This is a genomic window from Corynebacterium nasicanis (assembly GCF_042658165.1).
GTDB lineage: Bacteria > Actinomycetota > Actinomycetes > Mycobacteriales > Mycobacteriaceae > Corynebacterium > Corynebacterium nasicanis.
This window is the reverse complement of record NZ_JBHSQE010000001.1, coordinates 643,548-660,392: the sequence shown is the minus strand read 5'-3', so window position 1 is coordinate 660,392 and position 16,845 is coordinate 643,548. Positions and strand designations below refer to the sequence as shown.

The 16,845-nt window shown below is 63.9% G+C and carries 16 protein-coding genes and 2 tRNA genes; 9 read left to right on the top strand and 9 right to left on the bottom strand.

Annotation, left to right across the window (positions count from 1 at the left end; genetic code table 11):
- Positions 1-646: 646 nt before the first annotated feature.
- Complete coding sequence (locus ACFPUZ_RS03235) at positions 647-2,107, top strand: plasmid recombination protein (protein ID WP_376999813.1); 1,461 nt, start codon at positions 647-649, stop codon at positions 2,105-2,107.
- Between the two features lie 47 nt (positions 2,108-2,154).
- Here ACFPUZ_RS03235 and ACFPUZ_RS03230 read toward each other — a convergent pair whose 3' ends face one another.
- Positions 2,155-3,201, bottom strand: a complete 1,047-nt coding sequence (locus ACFPUZ_RS03230) for a DUF4192 family protein (protein ID WP_376999811.1) — start codon at positions 3,199-3,201, stop codon at positions 2,155-2,157.
- A 98-nt stretch (positions 3,202-3,299) separates the two neighbouring features.
- A complete protein-coding gene (locus tag ACFPUZ_RS03225; RefSeq protein ID WP_376999809.1) occupies positions 3,300-3,590 on the bottom strand; it encodes a hypothetical protein in 291 nt (96 codons plus the stop codon).
- Between the two features lie 208 nt (positions 3,591-3,798).
- Between ACFPUZ_RS03225 and ACFPUZ_RS03220 the strand changes: the two genes are divergently transcribed.
- Together ACFPUZ_RS03220 and ACFPUZ_RS03215 are read left to right on the top strand one after the other, a co-directional pair.
- Positions 3,799-5,436, top strand: coding sequence for an HsdM family class I SAM-dependent methyltransferase (locus ACFPUZ_RS03220; RefSeq protein ID WP_376999807.1), 1,638 nt, complete (start codon positions 3,799-3,801; stop codon positions 5,434-5,436).
- Between the two features lie 64 nt (positions 5,437-5,500).
- Complete coding sequence (locus tag ACFPUZ_RS03215) at positions 5,501-6,154, top strand: hypothetical protein (RefSeq protein WP_376999805.1); 654 nt, start codon at positions 5,501-5,503, stop codon at positions 6,152-6,154.
- A gap of 70 nt (positions 6,155-6,224) precedes the next feature.
- On the opposite strand, the gene ACFPUZ_RS03210 is transcribed toward ACFPUZ_RS03215, so the two are convergent.
- From ACFPUZ_RS03210 to cmrA, 4 genes are all read right to left on the bottom strand, one after another.
- Complete coding sequence (locus ACFPUZ_RS03210) at positions 6,225-6,470, bottom strand: hypothetical protein (RefSeq protein WP_376999804.1); 246 nt, start codon at positions 6,468-6,470, stop codon at positions 6,225-6,227.
- A 492-nt stretch (positions 6,471-6,962) separates the two neighbouring features.
- Positions 6,963-7,035, bottom strand: a tRNA-His gene (locus ACFPUZ_RS03205).
- Positions 7,036-7,084: 49 nt separating this feature from the next.
- Positions 7,085-7,717 (bottom strand): oligoribonuclease, encoded by a 633-nt coding sequence (gene orn, locus ACFPUZ_RS03200; RefSeq protein ID WP_376999802.1) that lies wholly within the window; start codon positions 7,715-7,717, stop codon positions 7,085-7,087.
- Positions 7,714-8,517, bottom strand: a complete 804-nt coding sequence (gene cmrA / locus ACFPUZ_RS03195) for a mycolate reductase (RefSeq protein WP_376999800.1) — start codon at positions 8,515-8,517, stop codon at positions 7,714-7,716. Before cmrA ends, orn begins: the two co-directional genes overlap by 4 nt.
- Positions 8,518-8,579: 62 nt before the next feature.
- On the opposite strand from cmrA, the gene ACFPUZ_RS03190 reads away from it, so the two are divergent.
- Positions 8,580-9,935: a Na+/H+ antiporter family protein gene (locus ACFPUZ_RS03190; protein WP_376999798.1), complete on the top strand. Its 1,356-nt coding sequence runs from the start codon at positions 8,580-8,582 to the stop codon at positions 9,933-9,935.
- 24 nt (positions 9,936-9,959) lie between these two features.
- Here ACFPUZ_RS03190 and ACFPUZ_RS03185 read toward each other — a convergent pair.
- Positions 9,960-10,032, bottom strand: a tRNA-Arg gene (locus ACFPUZ_RS03185).
- A 118-nt stretch (positions 10,033-10,150) separates the two neighbouring features.
- On the opposite strand from ACFPUZ_RS03185, the gene ACFPUZ_RS03180 reads away from it, so the two are divergent.
- From ACFPUZ_RS03180 to ettA, 3 genes are all read left to right on the top strand, one after another.
- The gene (locus tag ACFPUZ_RS03180) at positions 10,151-12,307 is read left to right on the top strand and encodes a bifunctional copper resistance protein CopD/cytochrome c oxidase assembly protein (RefSeq protein WP_376999797.1); all 2,157 of its coding nucleotides are present in this window, start codon (positions 10,151-10,153) and stop codon (positions 12,305-12,307) included.
- 136 nt (positions 12,308-12,443) lie between these two features.
- Positions 12,444-12,992, top strand: coding sequence for a single-stranded DNA-binding protein (locus ACFPUZ_RS03175; RefSeq protein WP_376999795.1), 549 nt, complete (start codon positions 12,444-12,446; stop codon positions 12,990-12,992).
- 188 nt (positions 12,993-13,180) lie between these two features.
- Complete coding sequence (gene ettA, locus ACFPUZ_RS03170; RefSeq protein ID WP_376999794.1) at positions 13,181-14,851, top strand: energy-dependent translational throttle protein EttA; 1,671 nt, start codon at positions 13,181-13,183, stop codon at positions 14,849-14,851.
- 48 nt (positions 14,852-14,899) lie between these two features.
- Here ettA and ACFPUZ_RS03165 read toward each other — a convergent pair whose 3' ends face one another.
- Positions 14,900-15,232 carry a DUF202 domain-containing protein gene (locus ACFPUZ_RS03165; protein WP_376999792.1) on the bottom strand — a complete coding sequence of 111 codons (333 nt, stop codon included), beginning with the start codon at positions 15,230-15,232 and terminating at the stop codon, positions 14,900-14,902.
- A 9-nt stretch (positions 15,233-15,241) separates the two neighbouring features.
- On the bottom strand, positions 15,242-15,613 hold the full coding sequence (locus ACFPUZ_RS03160; RefSeq protein WP_376999790.1) for a YidH family protein: 372 nt from the start codon (positions 15,611-15,613) through the stop codon (positions 15,242-15,244).
- A 151-nt stretch (positions 15,614-15,764) separates the two neighbouring features.
- Here ACFPUZ_RS03160 and ACFPUZ_RS03155 point away from each other — a divergent pair, with 151 nt between their 5' ends.
- Entirely contained in the window at positions 15,765-16,214 is a 450-nt protein-coding gene (locus ACFPUZ_RS03155; RefSeq protein WP_376999973.1) for an acyl-CoA thioesterase, read from the top strand.
- Positions 16,211-16,834, top strand: a complete 624-nt coding sequence (locus ACFPUZ_RS03150) for a DUF8185 domain-containing protein (protein ID WP_376999789.1) — start codon at positions 16,211-16,213, stop codon at positions 16,832-16,834. Before ACFPUZ_RS03155 ends, ACFPUZ_RS03150 begins: the two co-directional genes overlap by 4 nt.
- Positions 16,835-16,845 lie beyond the last annotated feature (11 nt).

Sequence of the window (16,845 nt, the reverse complement as noted above, 5' to 3'; positions counted from 1 at the left end):
GGCTGATGGAAAGGTCCTCTGAACAGGGTTCTTAGAACGCTCCTTCACGGTTTCATCCGGCGTCACCGGCTATAAGCGCTGGCCAAGGGGTAGATTCCGTGAACAGAGCGCTTTTCAGCCGATGAAAAGGCCTGGTCGCGGGTTGCACCCACTGAAAACAGCACTGTTTTTGACGGATCGGCTGGAGTTATTCGGAATAACATTTCGAATAACTCATCTGTTTCCCAGCCTGGCAGTTGAGCGGATAGCGAGACTGGCAGGCCTGAAAACTTGCCCTGAGCTGCAGAAACGCGAGCAAGCGAGTGTTTCGGAGGGTCGGGGCGACAGCTCCCCGCAGGGGCCCATGCACTAGTACAGTGAGACGCGCCAGCGTCGAACGGCTGTACTAGTGCTAATGGGTTACCACTACCGAAGTAGTGCGGGTAGGATGTGTGGTGGGCAGCGAAGCGGGGTCCCACCGCAGATCCGAGGGCCCCGCTCTGGTTCGGTAGTGGGCACCGGAGGGTGGGGATCGGTGGGGCGGCGAAGCGGGGGCCCCGACGATCATCGCCTGGAGGTGCCTGTCGAGTGAGCGATCCGTTGGGTGGCGAAGCCAGGGCCCCGACGGATCGGGAACGAGTTATTGGTAGACGAGGAGATGGTGGCGATGGCAGCAGTCAGAGGAACGACGAGCTACGTGTGGAAGGGGTACACGACGTCTGAGATTCGAGGGCTGATCCGACACGACGTTCGCAGTATTGAGGAGGCTCGCGGAATCCAGCGCCAGCATTCGAATCCGATGATTGTAGGGGCCCGAACGGATCAAAATAGAGTTTTGATTAATGACGGGACTTCTGGATTTCGCGAGGCGGTGTCCGCTGAGGAGATCTGGAATGCAATAGATGCCCGACTTGATGAACGCGCAACGGTGGGATCGACTGGTAAACAGCGCAAGATCAGAAGCGACTCTAAGACGGCAATTCAATTCATTCTCCAACTCGATCCCGATTTCACCGGCGAATGTGAGTCAATGAGCGATGAGAAGCGAGATGAGATCGAAAGTCTCCATGAGGTGATGATCCAGGAGGTTGTTAACCGAATGGGTCATCGGAATGTCATTGCTGTCGCTCACCATTGGGACGAAACACATCCGCACGTCCATATCACCGCCACGGCCATGACAAGAGATAATCGAGTCAGTCTGCGTCCTGCCCTCGGTACTGGAATGGAGGCGTGTGATTGGAGCGTGCACCATGACTCCATGCGCCTGGCTCTAAGGGAGAATGGCTACGAGGCGACCCTGGAGCGTGTGGGTCAGGGACGTAAGGGTGAATCACTGACCCTGTATAAGAAATTGCGCGATGATGCACGTTCGTTCGAATCCGCGTTGAATGACCGGGATAAGTCACTCAGCGCTCGTGAGGTAGCAGCAGATAAAAGAGAGATTGATCAGGACTTGCGTGACATCCGGCTCGGTGAGATCGATGTTGAGCAGCAAGTAGGTCGTCGTATTCTTGAGGCGGACAAGTCTGAGTTGCAGCAGAAGCGTGAGGAACTGGATACAGTCCTTCCGCGTATGAAGCGAGAGGCTGAGAAGGAAGCTAAGGCTATTGTCGATGAAGCACGTGATGATGCCGATAAAATTCGGTCTACTGCTTCAGTAGAGGCGGCTAGAATTCAGGAGAGCGCGCGACAGCTTGCTCTTTCCGAATGGGAGCAGGAGAAGAAGTCTATGCGGTCGAAGGCAATCTCAGACTTCAATCTATGGCGCGGTCGACAGGAAGCTGTGGTGAATGCTGAGCTGCAGTCTCGACTGCAAGACGTGTCGGACCGGGAGGGTGCCGTTACAAAGCGCGAAGCCGTACTGACACAGCGTGAGGATGCGATCAACGCTTACATTGACAAGGTTCAGGCTTATGGTGCTGGACTTGTAACTCAGTTGCAGGGTCGGGTCAAGCGCTACGATATCGCCCTGCAGCGGGCGTTCAAGAATGCGTGGGACAGTGACCGCCTGTCGAGATTTGCAGAGATGCTAGACGAGCAGAGACCCGGCATGCGGAGGATGCCGGGGGGTCAGTCCCAACAGCCTCAGGCACCCCGGCCATCGGGTCCTCAGCTGGGTGAGTGACACGAGACAACCCCGCTGGAGCGCTCCAGCGGGGTTGTTCGGCGGCTCTACCCAGCGATCCCGTAGCGAGCCCTCAGGATCTGCACGCCGCTCATCACGCAGTCCACGATGTGCGCTGGCTCGGCACCGCTGACCACGGCTCCGTGGATGAGCGTGGTGAGCCCGTGTAGCGGCGCTGCCTCTCTAGCCACTGCCAGAGCAGCCTGCGCCTGCTGCCGTGGCCCTCCGGTGGCCATGACAGCGAGAGCATGGGCTGTGAGCCCGGTGACCCTGGTGAGCGTGTCGGGTCCGTAGACACCGACCGCGTGAGTGAGTACCTGGCCGGACTTGGGGCGGTCGATGACCTCGCCCAGCACCAGGTCCCGGATGTCGAGATCGTTGGCGCTGAGCAGGGCACACGCCAGTGCCAGGAGGTCGGCGTCGACGGTCTGTGGTGTCGTGCCTGCGGGGGTCTCCTCCAGTCCGGCACGGAGCTGCGCGATCAGTGACTGGATCTCACCCTCGGCGGTGTCGCGGATGGCGTCCAGACGGTCGTCTACGGCCTCCACAGCGGTCTCCAGGGCCTGTCGCTGGTCGGAGGGCAGGAGGACCGGCTGGTAGCGCTGATGGGCCTCTGAGCGGTCCAGGGCTACATGCCCGCCACGGTGCAGGATGTCCCGGGTGGCAGTGGCGGCGTGGATGGCGGGGATGGTGGCCCCCCTCCACTGCGACGGGATCACCTCACCGTGCAGGAGATGCAGCGGCTCGCCCTCCTCGATCTGAGCGCATGCCCAGACCCCCTCGACGAGGTGGTCGACCTGCCCGGTGATGGTGGACAGAGCCTGGTCGGTGGCTGTCTGGTCCTCAGAGACGATGATGACGAGCGCGATGTCGGTCGGCTCGACCATGCCGGGCATGATCTCGACCAGGTGCTCGACGTCCTCCAGATCGACGCGCAGCGTGGGACCGAGCTCGTAACGCTGATCCTGCTGGTGTGTGAGGATCATGGCGATGACTGAGCCCTGCGGGTAGAAGCCGAGGATGCCGGGCAGGTTGGCGACGAGCTGGCCCGGATCGGTGAGCGGGGCGTGCGGGACGGGTGCTGGAGCGGACATGACGGGGGACCTCCTTGAGTGGATGGACTCTTGTTCAGTCTCACTCTCGGAGCGGCGGAGCCGCTCGTGCTCCGCGCACACTGCAGTGGGCAGACGGCCTAGAGCACCTTCATCTCCGCCACTGGGGCAGCGTAGGGGCCTGTGCGGTGGGCCTGGACGATCTCAGCGACCCCGGCGTTGGCCAGGGCTTCGGGGAGGCCGCTGTGCTCGCTGTAGTCCTTGACAAAGACGCATCCAGAGGCCGGCTTGACGTTGGGAAGGTCAATGCTCAGTACCTCCGAGTCGCCGGTGGTGAGGTCGACGAGCTGGAGCATGTGGATGTCGGGGTTGTAGTCGACGACGCCCGTGAGGATGCAGTCGGACAGGTGCAGGGTGACAGTGTTTGACATGAGAAAGCCTCCCGGGTCATGAAGAATGATTCACTCCTGACCCCGGAGGCGGCTGTGCCGACTCAGACATCGACATTTCCTCGATGTAAGGGCTACTCTAGATTGGTTTATCAGCTAGGTTTGGAACAAACGTGCGATACGGGTTATCGCCCTGATGTTGCCTCGGTCTGGAATAGTGATGTATATGACATTGGTTGCGTGTGACCCCTTGGACACGTCTGAGCTGCGGAAAGCTCGGGGCGCGTTCTTCACGCCCACGGACGTGGCTCTGTTTTTGGCTGAATGGGCTGTCCGTCACCCCGGGGATCGGGTGCTTGAGCCCTCGACTGGTGACGCCGAACTGTTGGTCAGTGCTGTCGGTCGACTGCGCGAACTGGGTGCTGTGGACCCCCGGGTGTGGGGTTCTGAGCTCCACGCGTCCAGTGCTCAGGTAGGGGTCGAGCGGATCGTCGAGGCTGGGGGAGTTGGTGAAATCGAGGTTCAGGACTTCTTCAACCGGGAAGTGGCTGAGCCGTTCGATGTGGTGATTGGGAACCCGCCGTACATCAGGTTCCAGTCGTTCACTGGCCCTGAGCGTGCCCGAGCCCGTGAGGCTGCTCTCAGCGCGGGTGTGGCACTGTCTGGGCTGGCCTCGGCCTGGGCGGCGTTCACGGTCAGGGGTGCTCAACACCTTGCACCTGGAGGCCGTCTCGCCTTCGTCCTCCCTTCAGAGCTGCTGACTGCCAACTACGGCGGTCCCGTTCGGGAGTATCTCATCCAGAATTTCGCTGATATCGAGATCATCCTGTTCGACGAGAGGATCTTCGCTGACGTTGACACTGACGCGCTCCTGCTGTTGGCGTCTGGTTATGGGTGTGGACCCGCTGCGGAGCTTTCCTTCCGTCGGATACATAACGCTGCCTCTCTGGACCGCCTTCCGCCTGCAGTCTCCTGGACGCCTGCGGATCCCGCGGGCAAGTGGTCCGCTGCTACGGTCAGCGCTGAGGTGACATCGACGGTCCTGGATCTTCAGGAGGAGGGATCGTTGGTCCCTCTGTTGGATTGGGGCCAGACGAAACTGGGAGCGGTGACCGGGCGGAACACCTTCTTTGCTCTGACGCTTGAGGATGTTGAGAATGCTCGCCTCCGTAGGGACGAGGTGTTGCCGCTCTCGCCGCCTGGTTCTGCTCACTTGAGAGGTCTGGAGTTGTCTGCTGCTGCCCTCCGGGAACTGGGAGCGCAGGGTAAGCGGACGAGTCTGTTCTATCCGACCGAGCACAAGCTCTCAGCGGGTGCTGAAGCTTACATTGCTGATGGAGAAGGCCAGGGCGTAAGCGGGGCTTACAAGTGCCGGGTACGACGACTCTGGTGGCAGGTACCGCTGTCTAAACCTGCAGACTTGTTCCTGACTTACATGAACGCGGATACTGCTCGGCTGGTGACGAACTCTGCAGGGGCGTATCACCTTAACTCGGTCCACGGTGTTTATCTGCGACCGGAGTGCCGGAAGCTGGGTCGGGGTTATCTACCGCTGGCGGCTCTGAACTCCATGACACTCCTGAGCGCCGAAACAACTGGCCGTGCTTACGGTGGTGGTGTCTTGAAGATTGAGCCCGGTGAGGCCAATCGTTGGTTGGTGCCGTCGATCGGAAGCATTGATCGAGCCAAGGATGCGCTGAGCGCGATCCGACCATTGGTTGGATCGAAACTTGGGCGCAAGGACCTTGGAGCAGCCGTCAAGCTTGTTGACGAGGTGGTACTGGTGGAGTCCTTGGGTATCTCCAGGAAGACGGTGCGTGAGGCACGAGACGCCCGTAACGAGCTGGCATATCGACGGGAGGTGCGTAGCCGTGGGATCAGGAATTGACGCGAAGGTTCAGGCTGCTATCAAGTCCTGTGGTTCGAAGCCGGATGACAACAGTGTCCAGGCAGTGAAGAAGAACTATAACGAGAAGCTCTCGAACGCCCTCGCTCTGGCCTTCGCTGCCGAGCTCAGAGCTCGCGGGATGGAGGAGGCGAGGCCGTCGGGTGCCGGTGAGGTGGGGGTCTCCGGTGCTGAACGGCGAATCGCAGGCGGTATTGGGGCCAAGAAGGTTGACGTAACCTGGGCAACAGAGGAGTCGGGACTCGTTCTGGCTGTGAGTGTGAAGACGATCCTGTTTCGGGATGGTCGCAGTAACAACTTCCAGAAGAACCTGACTAATCGTCGAGCGGACATGTTGAACGAGTCGGTGACACTTCATCGAAGGTTCCCTTATTCTGTTTTGGCAGCATTCCTGATCCTCGACCATCAGGCTGCTCTCGATGGGACGGCACGTAGGCGATCTACCTTTGAGAACGTCGGACCGAGATTCCGGTTGTTCACTGGGCGTCGGGATCCAGCCGGGCGTGACGAGCAATACGAAAAGTTCTATGTAATGCTCGTGGATCTCAACATGTTCCAGCCGACTCTGCGGGCATACGAGGTAAATGACTTGGAGACTGAGGTACCGCTGGAGAAGGTCTTCGATGATCTGGTGGAACTGGTGGGGGAGAGGAACTTCGACCTTTACGAGGGGCGTGACGGTGCGGTCCGGAAGATGTGATGTCCGTCTAGCTAGTTGAAGAAAAAAAGGGAACCCCGCATCACCTGGGTGGTGATGCGGGGTTGACTCGTCAAGAGAAGTCAGGCTCGACGATGACGCCGAGCGCCTGGAGTCCAGCCTGTTCAGCGTCACGGGTCTCCGTAGCGACGGCCGTCAGCCATCGAGCGAGTTGGGTCAGCTGCGAGCCGTCCAGCGCGCCGACGTCGGCGGTGATTGCGTGGACGATCCTGGACAGCGCAGCCTCGCCCGACGACAGAGTCTCGTCGTCAGGGCCCCAGCTCATGGCTCGTGCCAGCAGGTCAGGGGTCGTGGTCATGGTGATCCTCCGGAGTGGTGGGGCAGGGGGTCACGCACCCACCCGATGGCGGCTGCGCCGCCTCCGGTCTCATGGGGCAGTCACCGCCTCAGGGCACACGCACCCAGGGCAGAGGACACAAGGCCAGGGCCCGGCTGACGCCGGGCCCTGGAATCCACGACAGGGCGGTGGATGGGTAGGAGGAGTAGCGGAAGTGTAGCGGTTTGTAGCGGATAGGATTTCGCTCATCCGCTACAAACCGCTACACGCTCCTGCTTCCCCGGTTCCTGTCGTGAGGCCCCCGGGGGTCGGCGTCAGCCGACGCCCGGGCCTGGCTGCCCTGGGTGGCTGGCCTCTGCCTGGCTGGGTGTGCCCTGGAGGCGGCCCCGCCGGGCGAGCCGTTAAGTGTATTTCCAGAGCTAAAGCGTAGTTTAAAGCGTAGTCAGCAATTCTAGCCCTCGAAATAGAACAAGCCCCTGACCTCGTATCCCAAGGTCAGGGGCTATTCTTCGGGGTGGCTGACGGGGCTCGAACCCGCGACACCCAGGATCACAACCTGGTGCTCTACCAGCTGAACTACAGCCACCATCGCTGCTTAACTGCAGCGGATTACAGATTAGCTCACCGCGCGCGATTTACAAAAACCGCTGGTAGTGGTCGGTGGCGGCGGTGGCGTGTTCGGCGGCGGCGGCCGATTCGGGGCCGGGGACGTCGACGAAGACGGCGCGTCGGTAGTAGTCGAGCTCGCGGATGGATTCGACGATGTCGGCCAGCGCCCGGTGGGCCAGGCCCTTGGCGGGCTGGTTGAAGTAGGCCTTGGGGAACCAGCGGCGGGCGAGTTCCTTGATGGAGGAGACGTCGACCATGCGGTAGTGGAGGGCGGCGTCGAGACGCGGCATCTGCCCGCGGATGAACGCCCGGTCCGTGGCGATGGAGTTGCCGGCCAGCGGGGCGGGGTGATCGGGACTGCAGTGCTCGGCGATGAGCGCCAGGACGGCGTCCTCGGCCTCGCGCAGCGAGACGGTCGAGGCGCGGACCTGCTCGGTGAGGCCGGAGGTCTCGTGCATGTTGGTGACGAAGTCGTCCATCTGCGCCAGCTCCTCCTCGGTGGCGTGGACGACGAGGTCGACGCCTTCGCCGATGATCTGCAGGTTGGCGTCGGTGACCAGGGCGGCGACCTCGACGATGACGTGGCGCTCGGGGTCGAGTCCGGTCATCTCCAGGTCGACCCACACGAGGCGGTCGTTCTTGGCGGCGATATCCATCATTCCCCCATCTTGGCGTAGAAACGGCCGATGAGCGGGGCCAACAGGCCGGTCGGCGCGATCTTGGACACCGCGTTCATCGCCTTGCTCAGCGGGCCGGGCACGACGCGGCGCTGGTTCTTCGCCATCGCCTCGAGGGTCTCGCGGGAGCAGGACTCGTAGGTGGTCCACAGGAAATCGGGCACCACCTTATCGACGATCGACTTCTCCGCATCCGGTACCACCGCATCCCGCACCGGCCCCGGCGCCAGCAGCGTGCACGTGACGCCCGTGCCCTTGAGCTCATAATGCAGTGCCTCCGTGAAGGCGTTGACGCCCGCCTTGGTGAACACATAGGTGGCGTTGTTCGGGATCGGCACGTTCCCGGCCGCGGAACCGACGTTGCAGATCGCCCCGGAGCGGCGCTCCAGCATCCCGCGCAGCGCGGCGTGCGTGAGACGGTGGACGGCGGTGGCGTTGAGGTGGAACTGGGCCACCTCCTGGTCCCAGTCCTGCTTCATCAGCGGCCCGAACGTGGCGATGCCGGCGGAGTTGATGAGGATGTTGACGGGGTGGGCGTCGATAAGCTCGATGACCCGGCTGACATCCTCGTGCCTGCTCAGATCGGCCGCGCACACCTCGACGCTCACGCCGTGCGCCGCCTCGAGGTCGTCGGCGAGCTCGCGGAGCACCGCTTCTCGACGCGCCACCACAATCACATTGTGACCCATCGACGCGAGGTCACGCGCCATGGCCATGCCGATGCCCTGGCTGGCGCCGGTGACGAGGGCGAAAGTGTCCGGACTGGGGGAGGGGAGAGTCATGGGGTCCAGGTTAGTCGGCGCCGATGTCACTCGGCAGCACGGCGACCTTTAAGGTCATTCTCATGAACGCCGTGTTGATCGCCGTGCTGGTGATGCTCGTCCTTGCTGTTTCCCGGGTCCATGTGGTCCTGGCTCTGTTCGTCGGTGCCCTCGTCGGCGGCCTGCTCGGTGGCCTCGGCCTCGACGGCACGATGGTGGCCTTCCAGGAGGGTCTGTCGGGGGGTGCGCAGATTGCGCTGTCCTATGCGCTGCTCGGTGCCTTCGCCATGGCGGTGGCGAGTTCGGGGCTGCCGAATCTGCTGGCGAACTGGCTGATTGGGCGGCTGGGGGTGGATTCGGCGTCGGCACGCACGCGGACGATTGCGCTGACGAAGTGGGGCATGGTGGCCGGCATCCTGGCGATGTCGATCATGTCGCAGAACCTCATCCCGGTGCACATCGCCTTCATCCCGCTCATCATCCCGCCGCTGCTGGCGGTGTTCAACCGGCTGCAGATTGACCGGCGTCTCATCGCGACGGTGCTCACGTTCGGCCTGGTGACCACGTACATGTGGATCCCGATCGGCTTCGGCAACATCTTCCTCAATGACATTCTGCTGGGCAACATCGAGCGCGCCGGCATGGAGACCAGCGGCATCAACATCTTCACCACGATGACCATCCCGGCTATCGGCATGATCGTGGGTCTGCTCATCGCGGTGTTCTTCAGCTACCGCAAGCCGCGCGTCTACGCGGACAAGCCCATCACCGTGGGCACCGATACCGGCGAGGAGCCGATCTCCCGCTACCGCATCACGGTGGCTCTCATCGCGATTGTCGCGACCTTTGTCGTCCAGGTGGTCATGCAGACCATGGGTACCGAGGCCAACTCCCTGCTCATCGGCGCGCTCACCGGTCTGGCGATCTTCCTGGCCACCGGCGCCGTGAAGTGGAACCAGGCGGACGACATCTTCACCGCCGGCATGAAGATGATGGCGCTCATCGGTTTCATCATGATCACCGCGCAGGGCTTCGCGGCCGTCATGTCCGCCACCGGTGAGGTCGACTCGCTGGTCACCTCCTCCGCGGCGCTGTTCGCCGGGTCGAAGGCCGCGGCGGCGATGGCGATGCTGGTGGTGGGGCTCATCGTCACGATGGGCATCGGGTCGAGCTTCTCCACCCTGCCGATCATCACCACCATCTACGTCCCCCTGTGCCTGGCGATGGGCTTCTCCCCGGTCGCCACGGTGGCGATCATCGGCACCGCCGGCGCCCTCGGTGACGCCGGTTCCCCTGCCTCCGACTCCACCCTCGGCCCCACCTCCGGTCTCAACGCCGACGGGCAGCACGATCACATCCGGGATTCGGTCATCCCGACCTTCATCCACTTCAACATCCCGCTGCTCATCTCCGGCTTCATCGCCGCGATGGTGCTGTAGGGGTTCGCCGACTCCTAGAAAGAGTGCCCCCGATTGGATTCGAACCAACGACCGACGGATTAGAAGTCCGGTGCTCTATCCACTGAGCTACGGAGGCATGCGCGAAATTCTAACGCACGTCCCTGCGGATCAGAAAAAGTTCCCAGGTGGTGAGCAGTTTCACGTCCGTGCACCTCGGCTAGGACGACAGCGGCCAGCGGATTAGGGTAGAGCGCATGTCAGCACCAGAGGTCAGGGAAGCAACCACGCGGGCGTCGATAAGCACCCGGAAGGTGCGGCCGACCTGGCCGCTCTACCTGCTGTTCTTCCTCGTCGCGGGCCTGGTGGGCGCGACGATCTCCTTTGAGCTGCTCACCGATTCGCTGGTGGCGCTGGGTATCCCGAATCCGGGGCCGGTGACCACGTGGGGGCTGCCGTTCTTCCGCGCGGTGGGGTGGATGCTGGCGGCGCTGGCGATCGGGTCGTTCATGTTCGCGGCGTTCTACATTTCACCGAAGGTGCCGGACAACGACAACACGCGTCTGGTGGAGGCGCCGCTGAGCGTCGACGGTGACATCGCCGCGCGGACCGGCGCCGTGTCCACCCTGTGTTTGGGACTCATCGCGGTGCTCATGATCCCGCTCACCTTGTCGGATGTGTCGGGGACGCCGTTCCGGAAGACGCTGGCCATCGACATGTGGGGGGTGGCCATCAGTCAGGTGTCCACGGCTCTGGCGTGGTCGGTGGTCGCGGGAATCGCGCTGGTTGTGGGGGTGGCCGGGCTGATCTTCCGGAAGTGGATCGCGCAGCCGCTGTTGTTTGTGGGGGCAATTCTCACCATTGTGCCGCTGGGCATGGAGGGGCACGCCGCGGCCGGTGGCGCGCACGACTACGGCACGAACTCCTACCTGTGGCATCTCCTCGCCATGGCGGTGTGGGTGGGCGGCCTCATGGCGCTCATCGCGCATGGTCGACGCCTGGGGCCGGACATGGAGATCGGCCTGCGCCGCTACTCCAACGTGGCGTTCTTCGCGCTGGTCACCATGACGATCTCGGGGCTGATCAATGCGGCGGTGCGCGTCGAGTGGTCGGACTGGTTCAGCACCACGTACGGCTACATCCTCGTGGCCAAGACGGTCGGCCTGGTGCTGCTGGGGTTCCTCGGTTTCGTGCACCGGATGATCACCATCCCGCAGATCACCACGAAGCCGGGACTGTTCCTGCGTTTCGCGGTCGTCGAGGCCGTGCTCATGGCCGCGGTCACCGGCGTGGCCATCACCATGGGCCGCACCCCGCCCCCGCCGCCGCGCGACCCGAACCTCTCGCAGATGGCCATCCAGATGGGCTACGACCTCCACGAGAAGCCGACCCTGGCCAACGTGTTCACCATGTGGCGTTTCGACGTCATGTTCGGCACCATCGCCATCCTCATCACCGCCGGCTACCTCTACGGAGTCTGGCGCGTGTACCGCAAGGGTGGCACGTGGAACCATCGCTACACGGCGATGTGGCTGCTGGGCACGCTGAGCCTGTTCGTCACCACCAGCTCGGGCCTGGGCATGAACATGCCCGCCACCTACTCCATGCACATGATCGTGCACATGACGCTGTCCATGGTGGTGCCGCTCTTCCTGGCGCTCGGCGCCCCGTTGACCCTCATCATGCGGGCCTACGACACAGGCGCGCCGGGCCAGCCGACGGCGCATGACTGGGCCCTGGCCATCACCCGGGCCCCGCTGCTGAAGGTGCTCACCCACCCGCTGCTGAACACCCTGCAGTTCCTCGTCGTCTTCTACGTCCTCTACCTGTTCATTCCGCTCTATGAACTGGCTATCTCCGAGCACGCCGGGCACCTGGCCATGAACTGGGCCTTCCTCATCTCCGGCTACCTCTACTTCTGGGAATTGGTGGGCACCGACCCCGCACCGGTGAAGCGCCCCACCGCGATCCGCCTGGCCTGGCTGGTCGGTTCCATGCCCTTCCACCTCTTCGCGGGCATCTACCTCATGCAGCTGACCACCATCATGGGGGAGGAGTTCTACCAGAGCCTCGGCCTGCCCTGGGAGCTCAACCTGCTGGAGGATCAGCGCGTTGGCGGCGGCATCGGCTGGGCGTCGGGCTCCTTCCCGATGGGCCTGGTGTTCCTGCTGCTGTTCATCGGCTGGCGCCGCGAGGACCGCGAGACCGAGACCGCCTACGAGAAGCGCGTGGAGTCCGGCGAGGACCACGATTTCGAGGCCTACAACGAGATGCTCGCGCGCATTTCCGCAGGTGGCCAGCCCCGCGCCGAGTTCGAGGAGACCGAGTTCCGCCGCCCGGCCGAAGGGGAGGATCCCCCGGAAGGCCCCTCCGAGGGCCCGGTACTCGATCTGCGCTCCCGCCGCAAGAGGTAGCTCCGCCCGCGGGGCCGAATCTGTGGATAACTCGATTTATCCACAGGCTTATCGACGGCCCACTTGTCACCGCCCCCACCCCCTGCCAGGCTGCGAGGTGTCAGCACGACACCACACCATTCAAGGGGGAATTCACGTGGCCACATCGACCACCACCATCACCGGAAACCTGACCCGCGACCCGATTCTGAAGAAGTTCGAGAGCACCGGCAAGGAGCTGGTCCGCCTGCGGGTGGCCGTCAACCGCCGGGTGCTCAAGGACGAGAAGTGGGTGGACGGCGACGCGCTGTTTATCACCGTCGAGGCCTGGGGGTCGCTGGCCCGGCACTGCAAGGCGTCGCTGGGCTCGGGGATGCCCGTCATCGCCACCGGGCACCTGGTCAACTCGGAGTGGCAGGTCCCGGGGGAGGAGAAGCCGCGCTACCAGAACATCCTCAAGGCCAGCAGCATCGGACTCGACCTCAACTTCTACATTGCCTCCTCCCGGAAGATGGACCCCAACGAGCGCCGCATCGAGGGGCTGCAGATCCCGGAGCTGGTGATGGACGAGAAGTTCTACGACGAGACCGTGCCGGTGAAGAAGGATCCCGTCGACGTCTCCCACCTGCCTCCGGCGCCGCATCCGGCGGAGTCCAGCTTCGCGGCGGTCGGTGTCGGCGGGGAGGAGCCGGAGGCGCCGTTCTGACCCCGGCTTCCGTCAGTGCCTGATTACCTGACAGCGCGGAACCGGTGGCCTGCGCTTTCTCCGGCAGGCCGGGCGGTCCGTGTCAGAAGATCAGGCGGGGTGGCCGGCGGCGAGCTGGCTTCGAGATCATCCGGGCCGGTCATGTACCCTGTGGAGTGTCTTTACCGCACTAGAACACTAGGGGAGAAATGGCCGAGTTCATCTACACGATGAAGAATGTGCGAAGGGTCGTCGGCGACAAGGTCATCCTTGACAACGTCACGATGGCCTTTTACCCGGGCGCCAAGATCGGCGTCGTCGGACCCAACGGTGCCGGCAAGTCGTCCGTGCTCAAGGTGATGGCGGGCATCGACCAGCCCTCCAACGGCGAAGCGTTCCTGGATCCGGGTGCCACCGTGGGCATCCTCCTCCAGGAGCCGCCGCTCAACGAGGAGAAGACCGTCCGCGAGAACGTGGAGGAGGGTCTGGGCGACATCTTCGAGAAGAAGAAGCGCTTCGAGGAGATCGCCGAGGAGATGGCGACCAACTACACCGACGAGCTCATGGACGAGATGGGCCGGCTCCAGGAGGACCTGGACGCCGCCGATGCCTGGGAGGTCGATTCCAAGATCGAGCAGGCCATGGAGGCCCTGCGCTGCCCGCCGTCCGATTCCCCGGTGACCAACCTCTCCGGTGGTGAGCGCCGTCGCGTGGCGCTGGCGAAGCTGCTGCTCTCCGAGCCGGACCTGCTCCTGCTCGACGAGCCCACCAACCACCTCGACGCCGAGTCCGTCCTGTGGCTGGAGAAGCACCTCGCCGACTACAAGGGCGCAGTCCTGGCCGTCACCCACGACCGTTACTTCCTCGACCACGTCGCGGAGTGGATCTGTGAGGTCGACCGCGGCAAGCTGCACCCCTACGAGGGCAACTACTCCACCTACCTGGAGAAGAAGGCCGAGCGCCTCGAGGTGGCCGGCAAGAAGGACCAGAAGCTGCAGAAGCGCCTCAAGGACGAGCTGGCGTGGGTCCGCTCCTCCCCGAAGGCCCGGCAGGCCAAGAACAAGGCCCGTCTGGAGCGCTACGAGGAGATGGCTGCCGAGGCCGAGAAGTACCGCAAGCTGGACTTCGAGGAGATCCAGATCCCGACCCCGCCGCGCCTGGGCAACAAGGTCGTGGAGGTCAAGGACCTGGAGAAGGGTTTCGACGGCCGCGTCCTCATCAAGGACCTCTCCTTCACCCTGCCCCGTAACGGCATCGTCGGTGTCATCGGCCCCAACGGCGTGGGAAAGACCACCCTGTTCAAGACCATCGTCGGTCTCGAGCAGCCGGATGCCGGTTCCGTGGAGGTCGGCGAGACCGTCCAGCTGTCCTACGTGGACCAGGGCCGCGAGAACATCGACCCGGAGGCCACCGTGTGGCAGGTCGTTTCCGACGGCCTCGACTACATCAAGGTCGGCCAGAACGAGATGCCCTCTCGCGCCTACCTGTCCGCCTTCGGTTTCAAGGGCCCGGACCAGCAGAAGCCGTCCAAGGTGCTTTCCGGTGGTGAGCGCAACCGCCTCAACCTGGCGCTGACCCTCAAGCAGGGCGGCAACCTGCTGCTTCTCGATGAGCCGACCAACGACCTCGACGTCGAGACGCTCGGTTCCCTCGAGAACGCCCTGCAGCAGTTCCCGGGCTGCGCCGTGGTCATCTCGCACGACCGCTGGTTCCTCGACCGGACCTGTACCCACATCCTCGCCTGGGAAGGCAACATCGAGGAAGGCAAGTGGTTCTGGTTCGAGGGTAACTTCGGCGACTACGAGAAGAACAAGATCGAGCGCCTCGGCGTCGATGCCGCGCGTCCTTCGCGCGTCACCCACCGCCGCCTGACCCGCTAGGTCGCTTATCGACGCCCGGTCACCTCGAGGTGACCGGGCGTCGTGCTGTCACCACCCCGGTTCCACCCCGCCGGGCAGCGGGACGAGGACCAGCGCCACGCCGCCCAGGCCGAGCAGCACCAGGGTCGTGGTCACGGCCAGTACGGAATACGTCTTGGGGGCGGTGGTGTTGCGGTGCACGCTGCGCCGGGTCTCCCGGTAACGCCAGCGCTGGGTGAGCGCGATGGCCGCGCACATCGCCACGAGCATGCCGATGAGCAGGAAGACCCACCATCCGTAGGCGCGCGCCCAGCGGAGCAGCAGCATGGACACCAGGGCCAGCTCCAGGGCGGTGCGGGTCCAGGCGAGGTGGCTGCGTTCGGGGAAGCTCTGGCCGTTCATCACGCCCGCTTACAAGATGAACAGCCACAACGCCACGGCGGAGGCGGCCACGACGGCGCCGGTGACCAGCAGCAGGGGGGAGGCGGAGGGGAGGGGGCGGGAGTGGCGCATGGCGCGCTGGATGCGGATCCACCGGAGGGCGGAGACCAGGGCGATGGACATGCCGATGACGATGACGAAGGCGGACAGCGCAGCGCGCCATTCGGTCGAGACCGCCTCAATGGGAAAGGCACCCAGGGCGATGCCGCCGGCGAGGAAGGCCAGGGAGGTGCGGGTCCAGGCCAGGTAGGTGCGTTCGTTGGACAGGGTGAACTGCGGGTCCGGCTCCTCGCCGTCGGGGAACAGTCGCTGGTCGAGGCGACTGCGGTCAGTCGTGGTCATAACCCCGAATTCTACCTGCGTTTACCTGCTGTTCATATAGATTCGTCGCGATACCTCCCTTAACTGCCCAAACCCGTCCAAGACGTATAGATTGGACGGCGAGCATGACCGCGTCACCGCATGGAAAAGGAACCAGACCCGTATGTACGGAATGACCGCCGACCAGAACTCCGCGCTTCACGTCACCACTGTCCCGGTGCGCTGGTCCGACTTCGACCGCTACGGGCACATCATGAACGCGAACTACATCGAGGTCGCCCAGGAGGCGCGCCTGAAGTTCGCGGAGGATGAGTTCACCGCCCGCGGTCACGATTTCGCGGTCTTCGTCCGCCACCTCGACGTCGATTACCTGCGTCCGGTGATGCCGGACACGACGGAGTTGCTCATTGAGACGCAGGTCGTCGAGATCGGCAACACCTCCTTCACCACCCGCCAGGAGATCAAGGACCGTCAGGGGCGGATCGCCTGCATCGTCGAGTGTGTGCAGGTGGCCATCGACATGAACACCGAGCGCCCGCGGTCGATCACGGAGAAGGAAGTCAAGATCCTCACCCGGGCCGACGACGTCGATCAGCTCGAGGCGGGCGACTCCGCCAAGTGACCCCGGAGTCCCTGCGTATCGTCGACGGCGCGCCGGGCCTGCAGGCCCTCATCGGCCGCGCCAGCGACCTCGACGCCTCCGCCTCCGTCCGCTTCCGCCAGCTCGGCGAGTACGTGGATGTCTTCGTCACCACCCCTTTTCAGGTGGTGGCCTCCCGGCGCGTGCAGGGAGAGGTCTCGCGCGACGGCGCGGTGGTCTCGGTGCTCGATCTTCTCGACGCCCTCCGCACCGGCTCCCCCTCCATCGGCCCGGCCCGCGACCCCAACTGGCCGGGCGCCCTGCCGCCGGAGAGCGGTTTCCAGCTGCTCGATGAGGTCCCGGTGGGCGTTGTCCGCGAGCTCGCCGATCAGGGACAGGCCCTGGCGCGGCAGTTCTCCGGCCCGCTGGGCCCGCCCGCCAGCCTCCTCGACCAGACGGTTCTCACCGTCACCGGCGAGGCTGGCACCGCCGAGATCCCGATGCGCATGATCTTCACGTGTACCTCGCTCGGCCTCATCCCCGGCTTCGCCGCCCCCCTCGACGTCCCGCGTCACCTGCGGGTGTCCACGGTCGGCCGCTGGGTGCGTATCGACGCCCCCTTCGGCACCGTCTACCGCTCCACCTCACTGTCGCTGTTCTGAGGCTTCCCGGT

What these genes read in the sequence shown, in the direction of transcription:
- ACFPUZ_RS03235 (WP_376999813.1), top strand. Translation starts at nt 647, where the DNA reads ATGGCAGCAGTCAGAGGAACGACGAGCTACGTGTGGAAGGGGTACACG.
- ACFPUZ_RS03230 (WP_376999811.1), bottom strand. Translation starts at nt 3,201, where the DNA reads ATGTCCGCTCCAGCACCCGTCCCGCACGCCCCGCTCACCGATCCGGGC.
- ACFPUZ_RS03225 (WP_376999809.1), bottom strand. Translation starts at nt 3,590, where the DNA reads ATGTCAAACACTGTCACCCTGCACCTGTCCGACTGCATCCTCACGGGC.
- ACFPUZ_RS03210 (WP_376999804.1), bottom strand. Translation starts at nt 6,470, where the DNA reads ATGACCACGACCCCTGACCTGCTGGCACGAGCCATGAGCTGGGGCCCT.
- orn (WP_376999802.1), bottom strand. Translation starts at nt 7,717, where the DNA reads ATGATGGATATCGCCGCCAAGAACGACCGCCTCGTGTGGGTCGACCTG.
- cmrA (WP_376999800.1), bottom strand. Translation starts at nt 8,517, where the DNA reads ATGACTCTCCCCTCCCCCAGTCCGGACACTTTCGCCCTCGTCACCGGC.
- ACFPUZ_RS03190 (WP_376999798.1), top strand. Translation starts at nt 8,580, where the DNA reads ATGAACGCCGTGTTGATCGCCGTGCTGGTGATGCTCGTCCTTGCTGTT.
- ACFPUZ_RS03180 (WP_376999797.1), top strand. Translation starts at nt 10,151, where the DNA reads ATGTCAGCACCAGAGGTCAGGGAAGCAACCACGCGGGCGTCGATAAGC.
- ettA (WP_376999794.1), top strand. Translation starts at nt 13,181, where the DNA reads ATGGCCGAGTTCATCTACACGATGAAGAATGTGCGAAGGGTCGTCGGC.
- ACFPUZ_RS03165 (WP_376999792.1), bottom strand. Translation starts at nt 15,232, where the DNA reads ATGAACGGCCAGAGCTTCCCCGAACGCAGCCACCTCGCCTGGACCCGC.
- ACFPUZ_RS03160 (WP_376999790.1), bottom strand. Translation starts at nt 15,613, where the DNA reads ATGACCACGACTGACCGCAGTCGCCTCGACCAGCGACTGTTCCCCGAC.
- ACFPUZ_RS03155 (WP_376999973.1), top strand. Translation starts at nt 15,765, where the DNA reads ATGACCGCCGACCAGAACTCCGCGCTTCACGTCACCACTGTCCCGGTG.